7 protein-coding genes are annotated in these 12,306 nt (G+C 41.2%); all 7 read left to right on the forward strand.

All coding sequences use genetic code 11. The features are described from left to right. The first annotated feature begins 3 nt into the window (after positions 1-3). Positions 4-1,377: a glycoside hydrolase family 43 protein gene (locus PZ898_RS02700; RefSeq protein ID WP_277694715.1), complete on the forward strand. Its 1,374-nt coding sequence runs from the start codon at positions 4-6 to the stop codon at positions 1,375-1,377. A 122-nt stretch (positions 1,378-1,499) separates the two neighbouring features. After that, positions 1,500-3,518, forward strand: coding sequence for an NPCBM/NEW2 domain-containing protein (locus PZ898_RS02705; protein ID WP_277694716.1), 2,019 nt, complete (start codon positions 1,500-1,502; stop codon positions 3,516-3,518). Between the two features lie 12 nt (positions 3,519-3,530). Beyond that, positions 3,531-4,937, forward strand: coding sequence for a glycoside hydrolase family 43 protein (locus tag PZ898_RS02710; RefSeq protein ID WP_277694717.1), 1,407 nt, complete (start codon positions 3,531-3,533; stop codon positions 4,935-4,937). A gap of 8 nt (positions 4,938-4,945) precedes the next feature. Continuing rightward, entirely contained in the window at positions 4,946-6,322 is a 1,377-nt protein-coding gene (locus tag PZ898_RS02715) for a glycoside hydrolase family 43 protein (protein ID WP_277694718.1), read from the forward strand. Between the two features lie 2 nt (positions 6,323-6,324). Beyond that, positions 6,325-8,262, forward strand: a complete 1,938-nt coding sequence (locus PZ898_RS02720; protein ID WP_277694719.1) for a glycoside hydrolase family 97 protein — start codon at positions 6,325-6,327, stop codon at positions 8,260-8,262. Positions 8,263-8,288: 26 nt separating this feature from the next. Beyond that, positions 8,289-9,509, forward strand: a complete 1,221-nt coding sequence (locus PZ898_RS02725) for an SGNH/GDSL hydrolase family protein (RefSeq protein WP_277694720.1) — start codon at positions 8,289-8,291, stop codon at positions 9,507-9,509. Between the two features lie 17 nt (positions 9,510-9,526). Further along, entirely contained in the window at positions 9,527-12,049 is a 2,523-nt protein-coding gene (locus tag PZ898_RS02730) for a glycosyl hydrolase 115 family protein (RefSeq protein ID WP_277694721.1), read from the forward strand. Positions 12,050-12,306 lie beyond the last annotated feature (257 nt).

Raw genomic sequence — 12,306 nt, forward strand, 5'->3', positions numbered from 1 at the left:
ATTATGAAGTTTTTAATTTTAATAATGATTTTAGGGTTTTTTCAGATTTCCTTCGCTCAAAATCCGATTATCCAAACCAAGTATACTGCAGATCCGGCCCCGATGGTTTACAACGATACGGTTTATCTTTATACGAGCCATGATGAGGACGATGCTTTCGGATTCAAAATGAAGGACTGGTTACTCTACACTTCTACAGATATGGTCAACTGGACAGACCACGGTGTAGTGGCTTCGCTCAAAGATTTTAAATGGGTAAATACCGACAACGGTGCCTGGGCACCACAGGTTGTCGAAAGAAACGGTAAATTCTATATGTATTGTCCAATGCCGAACAATATGGGGATTGGTGTTTTAGTGGCGGACAGTCCGTATGGTCCTTTTACCGATCCTATTGGCAAGCCTTTGATCAAAAATTCTCTGGATGATATCGATCCCACAGTTTTAATTGATGACGAGGGGCAGGCTTATCTGTACTGGGGAAATCCCAATCTTTGGTATGCTAAACTGAATGAAAATATGATATCTCTTGCAGGACCAATCACCAAAGACCCTTCGTTTGCGAAGGTAAAAGACCAGCCAGATCCTTTCAAGTATCAGGAAGGACCTTGGGTTTGGAAAAAAAATAACCATAATTATATGGCTTACGCATCAAAATGTTGCACGGAAGGGATTGGTTACGCCATGGCAAAATCACCTACCGGACCCTGGAATTATGGAGGCGTGATTATGGATGGCGACCAGAGATCCAGTGGAAATCATCCCGGTATTATAGATTTCAAAGGCAGATCTTATGTTTTCGGATTCAACCATATGCTTAGGATGCAGACCATGAGCAAGCATTACGAACGCCGGTCTGTCAGTGTCACAGAAATTACCTACAATGCAGATGGAACCATTCAGAAACTCCCTTTCTGGACTGCGGATGGCGCAAAAAGAGTGGGTACTTTGAATCCTTATAAAAAAGTTGAAGCAGAAACTATGGCTTACAGCGAAGGCCTGAAAACAGAAATGGTCACAGAATGGGAACGCAATCAACCCTATAACAGAGGCAAAAAAATCACAGACCGTATCATCGTTACCTCAATTAACAATGGTGATTATATTAAAATCCAGGGAGTAGATTTTTCCAAAGGCGTAAAATCTTTAGATGTGAATGTTGCATCTCTCTATGGAGGAAAAATAGAAGTACATTCAGATGCTCTTAATGGACCTGTGCTTGGCGTTGTTAACGTTACAGGAAAAGGAGAGGGCGACTTATATAAGACTATTAATACACCTCTGAAAAGTGTAAGGGGAATCCACGATTTATATTTTGTTTTTAAAGGAGAAAAAGACCTTTTCTATTTCGATTGGTGGAAATTTAATGAAAATTAAAGTTAAAATTCAGGAATATCAATAGAAATGGGCTTTAGCCCATTTTATACAGAAGTAGGTGATTGGTTTTAACCAAAACTTATTGTTATGAGTTACATTAATTATGAGTTAAAATTTTAAAAATGTTCAGATTTAAACTTTTTGTTCTCAGCTTTCTCATTGTAGGATGCTATTTAAATGCACAATCGACCGTTTGGTTAGACCAGTTGGATTTGAGCGTTGTAACACAGGGGCACGGAAAACCGGGCATCAATACTTCGGTGGACGGAAAACCTATAACCATTGCCGGCGAAGTTTTCAAAAGAGGCTTTGGAACCCACGCTGAAAGTTCTTTGTTGATTAGATTAAATGGCAAAGCAAAAAGCTTTACCGCAATGGTGGGAATGGATGATGAAATCAAAGGCCAGAATCCCGCTGCCGAATTTGAAATTTACGGCGACAACAAAAAACTTTGGTCAAGCGGGGTTATGAAATTAGGCGATAAAGCAAAGCCTGTTTCCGTTTTGCTAGAAGGTGTAAAACAATTAGAATTAGTCGTAACAGACGGTGGAAACGGACCTTATTATGACCACGCTGATTGGGCAGATGCTAAGTTTGAAACAGCAGATAGTGCAAAGCTGATAACATTTAACCCGATTTCATCAGTACCTTATATTTTGACGCCAAAACCTGCGGCTATTCCAAAAATTAATTCAGCAGGCGTTTACGGAGTTCGTCCTGGCTCACCTTTTTTGTTCAGGGTTGCAGCAACGGGTGACAGACCAATGACTTTTACGGCAAAAAATCTTCCGAAAGGTTTAACAATAGATTCACAGACCGGAATCATCACTGGAAAAATAGATTCTAAAGGAAGTTATGAAGTGACTTTGAATGCTAAAAATGCGAAAGGTTCAGTTTCAAAAAAATTAAAAATAGAAAGCGGAGACAGAATCGCTCTCACGCCAACAATGGGCTGGAATAGTTGGAACTGCTTCGGACATGAAGTTTCTGCCGATAAAGTGAAACGTGCAGCAGATGCTCTTATAAAGTCAGGACTAATCAATCACGGATGGAATTATATCAATATTGATGATTCCTGGCAGTATAACAGAGATGGAAAAGACCCTTCATTCCAGGGAAAAATGCGTGATGAAAACGGTTATATCCTAACCAATTCCAAATTTCCGGATATGAAAGGCCTTGCAGACTACGTGCATAACAATGGCTTGAAAATGGGAATTTATTCTTCCCCCGGTCCATGGACCTGTGGCGGATGTGCCGGAAGCTACGGTTACGAAAAACAGGATGCTGAAAGCTATACCAAATGGGGCGTTGATTACCTGAAATACGACTGGTGCAGTTATGGCGGAGTGATTGACGGGCTGCCGGATAATGATCCCAATAAAGTTCCTTCTCTTGCTTTTGAAGGTGGTGGGGATTTGGATAAAGGCGTTAAACCATTCAAACTGATGGGAAACCTTTTGAAACAGCAGCCGAGAGACATCGTGTACAACCTCTGCCAATACGGAATGGGTGATGTATGGAAGTGGGGTGATGAGGTCAATGCACAATCCTGGCGTACTACCAACGATATTACAGATACCTGGTCAAGCGTAAAGAATATTGCCCTTGCTCAGGACAAGGCAGCTCCTTTTGCGAAACCCGAAAACCGGAACGATCCGGATATGCTGGTTGTTGGCGTTGTCGGTTGGGGAAATCCACATCAGAGCCGGTTGAAGCCTGATGAACAGTATCTTCATATGAGTCTGTGGAGCATTTTTTCAGCCCCGTTGCTGATTGGCTGTGACCTTGAGAAACTTGATGATTTTACCTTAAACCTTCTGACGAATGACGAAGTTATTGCCGTCAATCAGGATGCTTTGGGAAAACAGGGTGTTTGTTTACAGACCATTGGTGAGCTCAGAATTTATGTCAAAGAGCTGGAAGACGGAGGAAAGGCAGTAGCTTTTGCCAATTTTGGAAGAGAAAAAGTGACGCTGCCATATAGAGATTTCAAAAAATTAGGGATTTCCGGTGTTCAGACGGTTCGTGACCTTTGGAGACAGAAGGATATTACAGAAATCAATACGGGCAAAAAAGGTCTTTCATTGGACATTCCGGCACATGGTGTTGCCTATTATAAATTCATTTCACTCAAATAATAAGATTAAGATATGAATTCACGAAACTTAAAATATATCACACTTTCTTTTCTGTTGGCAGGGATTGGTATTGCTGCACAGAATCCGGTTATTCAGACCCATTTTACACCAGATCCGGCTCCCATGGTCTATAAAGGGAAAATGTATGTTTATACAGGGGATGATCAGCCGGGATTTGATTTTTATACGATGACCAAATGGCGGGTGTATTCCACGGAAGATATGGTCAATTATACAGACCATGGTTCACCTATTTCTTTAGAGTCTTTCAGCTGGGCGCGAGACAGGGCCTGGGCAGCACAGTGTATTGAAAGAAACGGTAAATTCTACTGGTATATCTGTGTACAGACCGTTGACAACAATATGGCTATTGGGGTTGCGGTGTCTGACAGTCCTACCGGGCCTTTCAGAGATGCTTTGGGAAAACCTCTGATTTCAACCGGAACCTGGGATAATATTGACCCGACGGTTTTTACAGATGATGACGGACAAGCTTATCTGTATTGGGGAAACAGTAAATTATTCTATGTGAAGCTCAATAAAGATATGACTTCTTATCAGGGACAAATCACAGAAATTCCACAATCGGTGGAAGCTTTTGGTGGGCTGAGACGTCCCGGGAAAAGTGATGAAGTTCTACAAAAGCAGGAAAAATTTGATGATGTATATGTAGAAGGACCATGGCTTTACAAGCGAAACAATCAATATTATATGATGTACGCTGGAATGACCGGAAGAACAGAATGTTTATCCTATTCAACCAGCCCATCGCCAACCGGGCCGTGGAAATATCAGGGTAAAATAATGACCGACCAGCCTACTAACAGCTTTACCAACCATGGCGGAATTATCGATTTTAAGGGAAAGTCCTATTTGTTTTACCATACCGGATTATTGCCGGCCGGAGGAAGCTACGGACGCTCAACTGCTGTAGAAGAATTCAGATATAATGCTGACGGGACTGTTCCGAAGATCACAATGACCAAAGAAGGTGTAGCTCCGGCTGGAACCTTAAATCCATATCAGAGAACCGAAGCCGAAACTATGGCATGGTCGGAAAAATGCAGCACTTCCGAAAAGAGAAAAACCGGAGTGTATGTCTCCGATGCCAGAGCAGGAGGATATATCAGGGTCCGTTCGGTAGATTTTGGAAAAGGGGCTTCTGCATTTTCAGCTTCCGTTGCCGCAGGAATTGATGGCGGTATCCTGGAAGTACATCTGGATGATGTTAAAGGACCCAAAATAGCCCAGATTGAGGTTCCGAGAACCGGTGGCTGGGAAGAATTTAAAACGCTGACAACAAAAATTTCAGAATCCGTTTCCGGTGTTCACGATCTGTATTTTGTGTTCCAGGGAAAAAATATTACGGCAGGGAGAAAGCTGTTTAATTTCGATTACTGGAGCTTCCAGAAAAAATAAAACTGACTATGAAAAATACAATACAATATATACTGGGGCTTTGTCTGATAGGTTTTTCCGAAATTTTATCAGCGCAGAACCCTATTATTCAGACCAATTATACTGCAGACCCGGCACCAATGGTGTACAATGACAGGCTGTATGTATATACCACACACGATGAAGACGATTCTACCTGGTTTACCATGAACGAATGGAAAGTATATTCCACCAACGATATGGTGAACTGGACTGACCACGGGACAATTCTCTCGTATAAAGATTTCGACTGGGCGAAACGCGATGCCTGGGCCGCACAATGTGTAGAAAGAAACGGAAAGTTTTTTTTATACGTTCCGATGTGGTCCAAAACCAATAACAAAGGCGCTATAGGGGTTGCTGTTGGCGACAGTCCGTTGGGGCCTTTTCATGATCCGCTGGGAAAACCTCTTGTTCAGAGCGAATGGGGAGATATTGATCCAACCGTTTTTGTGGATGATGACGGACAGGCCCATATGTACTGGGGAAATCCTAAGCTTAAATACGTAAAGCTGAATGAAGATATGATCTCCTATTCCGGGAATATTACAGAAGTTCCGATGACCGAAGAATCATTTGGAAAAAGGGATGGCAAACCTAACCCGGAAAGACCTACAAAATACGAAGAAGGCCCATGGCTGTACAAAAGAAAAAACCTGTATTATCTTTTCTGGCCGGGCGGTCCGCTTCCTGAATTCATAGGATATTCTACAGGTAAAACAGCACAGGGCCCCTGGAAATATGGAGGAATTGTGATGCCTACAGAAGGGAAGTCATTCACCAATCATCCCGGTGTTATTGATTTCCGCGGGAAAACGTATTTCTTTTATCACAATGGGGCATTGCCGGGCGGAAGCGGGTTTACAAGATCGGTAAGTCTGGAAGAGCTTACATTCAATAAAGACGGTTCTATTTCGCCATTTAAAATGACTAATGGAATTACAAAAGCTATCGCAGCAGTTAATCCTTATTCATTCAATCAGGCAGAAATGATTGCTTGGTCAGAAAATGTAAAATCATATCAGAATAAAGAGGCTGGTGTTTTCATCAAAGCAAAGAAAAATGGAGCGTATACCAGTGTAAAGAATGTGGATTTCCGGAAAAAAGGAGCTAGTGCTTTCTCTGCAAGAGTAGGAACTACCCATAACAGTGAAGTAACAATGACCATTCATCTGGATGCTGTGAACGGACCGGTTGCCGCAACGGTAAAGGTTCCGATGACTGGTGGATATGACCGCTGGGAAACCGTAAAAGTTCAGATGGCTGAAAAAATTACCGGTATTCATGATCTGTACTTTGTATTCAATGGAAAAGCCTCAACAGATATTATGTATTTCGATTACTGGACCTTTCTTGAAAATAATTAATTATGAGAAAAAAAGTTTTATATATCGTATTCAGCCTGTTTCTGATCAGCAAAAGCTTTGCGCAGGTAGCAGAGATTTCAAGTCCGGATGGACACCTGAAGCTTCAGGTTTTTTCAGAAGAGGGAAAAGCCTTGTATAATGTTATCCTTCAGGGAAAAACAATGCTTGAAAAATCCCCGCTGGGTTTGGTAACCAATGAGTCCGACTTTTCAAAGAATCTGAAATTTTTGGACAGCAAAAAAGATATCATTTCTAAGAAATATACGAACGAAAAAATCAAAAAATCTGAGATTGATTACAAAGCCAATACTTTATCGGTTAATTTCATCAATGCAGACCAGCATCAGATCAGTATCGAATTTCAGGTCAGCAACAACAATATTGCTTTCCGTTACAATATTCCACCGATGAAAGAACGGCTGAGTGTTGTGATACAGTCAGAATCCACAGGATACAGATTTCCGTCACAGACCACTACTTTTCTTTCACCTATGATGAAGCCGATGACGGGATTTGCCCGCACAGCACCAAGTTATGAAAGTGGTTATAAAGCTGATGCTGAGCTGGGAATGCCATCCGATTATGGATACGTTTTCCCTGGCCTGTTCCATATTGGAAATGAGGGCTGGGTACTGATTTCCGAGACAGGAGTGAACAGTTCGTATTGTGCCTCACACCTTGAAACCACAGCAGAAAAAAGCCTTTACAAAGTCGCTTATCCGAACATTGCTGAAAATAACGGCTTCGGAAGTACCGGAGCTGCTGTTTCTCTTCCCGGAAAAACACCGTGGAGAACAATTACAGTAGGCAGCTCCCTGAAACCCATCGTAGAAACTACCATTCCTTTTGATGTGGTAGATCTGATGTATGAGCCGTCACAGGATTACCAGTTCGGAAAATCTACCTGGAGCTGGATTCTTTGGCAGGATAACAGTATGAACTACGATGATCAGGTGAAATTCATAGACCTTGCTGCTGCACTGAATTATCAGTTTATTCTTATGGATGCGCTTTGGGATAAAAATATTGGAAAAGAACGAATGAAAAACCTTATTCAATATGCAAAATCGAAAAACGTGGGAGTATTACTTTGGTACAATTCCAATGGGGCAGCCAATGACGCACCGATGGGACCGAGAAACAAAATGAGCTCATCCGTTGAACGGAAAAAAGAAATGAAATGGCTGAAAGAGACGGGCGTAAAAGGACTGAAAGTGGATTTCTTCGGAGGAGACAAACAGGAAACCATGCGTCTGTACGAAGATATTCTTTCCGACGCCAATGATTTTGGATTAACCATTATTTTCCATGGAGCTACTTTACCGAGAGGCTGGGAAGTAATGTACCCGAATTATGCAGGAAGTGAGGCCGTTCTTGCCTCAGAAATGCTCTATTTCTCAGAAGATGTACGGAAACAGGAAGCTTTTTTTGCCACACTTCATCCTTTCATCAGAAATACAGTGGGAAGTATGGAGTTTGGCGGAACTTTCCTCAACAAATATTTAACGAAATCCAACAAGGATAAAAATAAAAGACATACTACGGACGGCTTTCAACTTGCTACAGCAGTCCTGTTTCAGAATCCCGTTCAGATGTTTGGCATCATGCCGAATAATCTGACCGATGCTCCGGAATTTCAGCTCAGCTTCATGAAAGAAGTTCCGACACTTTGGGATGAGACAGTTTTCATAGACGGTTATCCCGGGAAATATGCTGTGGTTGCGAGAAGACATGCGGATCGATGGTATGTGGCAGGGGTAAATGCCGAAAAGCGATCCCAAAAACTGAAAATAAAACTTCCGATGTTCGCCGGGAAAAACTTGCAACTTATCAATGATGATGCAAAAGGAAATACATCAGAGAAAGAAGTGAAAGTAAATGCAAAAGGCGATTTTACGATTGAAATTCAGCCGAACGGAGGATTTGTAATAAGAAATTAGAGATTAATATAATAAAAACAGGAAAAATGCGCTTCAAAAACTTATATATCTTTATCATTTCGGGATTTTTGGTTTCCTGCTCTTCCTCACAGAGTCTGGAAAAGCAGTCTTCCAAAGACCAGTGGCTCACTACCTGGGCAACGGCTCCCCAATTGGTGGAACCTAAAAACCTTGCGCCGGAACCAGGGCTTTCGGGGAACACCCTGCGTCAGATTGTGCGTGTATCTGTAGGTGGGAAAAAACTGCGGTTACGTTTCTCCAACAAATATTCCATGGATAGCCTGGAGGTAAAAGCCGTTTCTATTGCCGTGCCGTCCGATAGCAGTAATGTGGATGCAACCAGCATCAGATCATTAACGTTTGAGAAGAAAAACAGTTTTAAAATTGCTCCCGGATCCGATATTTATTCTGATGAAGTGAACTTTAACCTGAAGCCTAATTCGCTGCTGGCCATTACCATTTCCTATACAAAAGTAACCCAATCTGTCACCGGACATCCGGGTTCAAGAACAACTTCTTTTATTGTAAAAGGTGAACAGGCCAATGCTGCAGTATTTAAAAATCCTTTAAAAACAGATCATTGGTATTCGCTTTTTAACATCGATGTAAAGACCGGTGAACCTTCGTATGCGGTGGCTATTATGGGGAATTCCATTACCGACGGAAGAGGATCAGGAACCAACAGGCAGAATCGCTGGCCGGATATTTTTTCTCAGCGGTTACTGGCAAATCCTTCAACCGGGAATGTAAGTGTCCTTAATTTCGGGATTGGTGGGAATTGTGTGGTGCGTGGCGGTTTGGGTCCTACAGCATTAGACCGTTTCGATTATAACATCCTCAATCAGCAGGGCGTAAAATGGCTGATCATTCTGGAAGGAGTGAATGATCTGGGAGGAACAAGAGATGCTGATGATGCCTCCAAAAGAATAGAAGAACTGATTGCCGCTTACCAGGTGATGATCAATAAGGCACATGCTAACGGAATCAAAGTGTACGGAGCAACAATTCTTCCTTTTGGAAAGTCGTTCTATGACAAACCTTTCCGTATCGAGGCCTGGAAAAAAGTAAATGACTGGATAAGAAACAGCGGAAAATTTGATGCCGTCATCGATTTTGCAAAACAAATGCAAAGTGAAAATCCGGAAGTCATCTTAAACGATATGCACGATCATGATTTTCTTCATCCCAATGAGGCCGGCTACAGGAGAATGGGAGAATTTGTGGATCTGAACTTATTTAAAAATTAAAATCAAAAAGATATAGTATGAATTTTACAAAAAACATTTCGCTGTTTCTTACGTTGTTGTTTATATTTTTTGTAAAAGCAACCGAACCATTTATTTCTTTTGCTAAGACAGAAAATTCGATGGTATTGAAAGAACGCAATTCAGGTTTGATGCTTTTTTCAGACAGTGATTCGGATAAAGGAATTCTGCGTGCCGTTGCGAATCTTCAATCTGATTTTCAAAAAGTAACCGGTGTCCAGCCAAATCTGGTTTCCCAAAACCCTGGAGTGAACGGAATGATCATCATTATTGGTGAAGCAGGTAAAAGCAAAACCATTGATAATTTAATTCGTCAAAAAAAGCTGGATGGAAAAGCATTAACAGGGAAAAGAGAAAAATATATCATTCAGAATGTCAGTAATCCATTTCCGGGCGTTTCTGAAGCCATTGTGATTGCAGGAAGTGATAAAAGAGGCACGATTTACGGGGTTTATGAAATGTCTCAGCAGATAGGTGTTTCACCATGGTATTATTGGGCAGATGTTCCGGTTGAGAAAAAAGAAAATGTATACTTTAAAAAAGGAATATATACTGATGGTGAGCCTGCTGTAGAGTATCGCGGTATTTTCCTTAACGATGAAGAACCTTCGTTGGGAGGCTGGGCAAGAGCAACTTTTGGCGGAATTAATTCTAAATTTTACGAAAAAGTTTTTGAGCTGATCCTGCGTCTTAAAGGAAATTACATCTGGCCGGCAATGTGGGGAAAAGCATTCTATGACGATGATGCTCTGAGCGGCCCTTTAGCAAATGAAATGGGTATTGTCATGGGAACTTCCCACCATGAACCTATGGCTTTGGCACAAACCGACTGGCACAGGTATATCAAAAAAAATAACCTCCCGAATGTCTGGGATTATGCTAAAAATGCAGAAGTTTTACAGAAATTCTGGAGATCCGGAATGGAGAGAAGCAAAAACTGGGAAAAACTCGTAACAGTAGGAATGCGCGGTGATGGTGATGAAGCGATGGGAGAGGGAACCAATATTTCCCTGCTGGAGAAAATTGTAAAAGATCAGCGTAAAATCATCGCAGATGTTACCGGAAAGAAAGCGGAGAAAACACCTCAAGTCTGGGCATTGTATAAAGAAGTTCAGGACTATTATGATAAAGGAATGCGGGTTCCGGATGATGTGATCCTGCTGTTCTGTGATGATAACTGGGGAAATGTAAGAAAGCTTCCGGACCTTTCAAAACCTTTGCATAAAGGAGGCTATGGAATCTATTACCATTTTGATTATGTAGGCGGCCCGAGAAATTCCAAATGGATCAACATAAGCCCCATCCAGAGAGTCTGGGAACAGATGAATCTTTCCTATGAACATAAAGTAGATAAGCTTTGGGTCGTGAATGTAGGAGATTTAAAACCGATGGAGTTTCCGATCGGTTTTTTCCTGGAAATGGCCTGGAATCCAAAGCAGTTTAATGCTAAAAACCTTTTGGAATATACTGAGAAATGGGCTGCTCAGCAGTTTGGTGAAAAACATGCCGGGGAAATTGCCCGGATGATTAACCTGTATTCCAAATACAACAGAAGAGTAACTCCTGAAACGCTTGACAGCAAAACATACAGCCTAGAGAATTACCATGAATTTGAAACGGTTTTAAATGATTACAGAGCATTGACCGTAGAAGCTTTACGGTTAAAAGAGCAGATTCCTGCAGAATATCAGGATGCGTATTATCAGTTGGTTCTGTATCCGATTGATGCATGCAGTAATTTATACGAAATGTACTATGCGGTGGCAAAAAACAGGGAACTGGCAGCAAAAAAAGATCCTGAAGCCAATTTCTACGCAGATAAAGTGAAGACATGTTTTGAAAGAAACGCTTATCTGGATAATCAATACAATAATGTGATTGCCGGAGGAAAATGGAAGCATATGATGGATCAGATGAGGATAGGATATAAAAGTTGGGCAGACGGAAAAGAAAATATAATGCCTGAAGTCACCTATATTTCTGAAGCTGAGGTTCCCAAAGAAAAAATATTTCAGGAGAAAAACGGCTATGTTTCCATTGAAGCAGAAAATTTTGCAAGAATGAGCAATTCTGAACGAATCCATTGGGGAGTGATTCCTGATTTTGGAAAAACAAAGTCGGGAGTGACAACCTTTCCGCAGAATGCATATCCTAAAAGCGATGAAAATATCTGGCTTGAATATGATATCAATTTTGAATCAAAAGGTGAGTTTGAAGTCCAGCTATTATTAGCCCCGACTTTAAATTTTAATCATAATAAAGGACTTCGCTATGAAATTTCTTTTGACAATGAAACTCCGCAAATTGTCAACTTCAATGGCCATTACAAAGGAGAATTGGGAAGATGGCAGTCAGAACATATTATTAAATCTGTTACAAAACATTCGGTTCAGCAGGCTGGAAAACATACATTACGTTTCAGAGTGCTGGAACCCGGTATTGTCCTTGAAAAACTCCTGATCAACACCGGAGGATTAAAACCCTCTTACCTGGGCGCTCCCGAAAGCGAAATGCTTTACTGAGTGGCCCAATACTCATCACAAACAACACTTTAATTATGAAACATTAATCTTAATTCACATTCCAATCTGAAATACAGTTCCCTCACAGAGAATGAAGAGAAAGAACAGCGAATGATTTTGTAAGCAACTTTATTTAACAGATCGCTGCCTGATATCATTCAGGGTATTTTCCTGACGGTTTTTGAAAATGAACCGTCTTGATGGGGAATCTATTGCCCTTACATTAATTGTCTTCAATCAAAATCACGACTATCTAA

Origin of the sequence: Chryseobacterium sp. WX (assembly GCF_029542485.1) — a bacterium.
GTDB lineage: Bacteria > Bacteroidota > Bacteroidia > Flavobacteriales > Weeksellaceae > Chryseobacterium > Chryseobacterium cucumeris.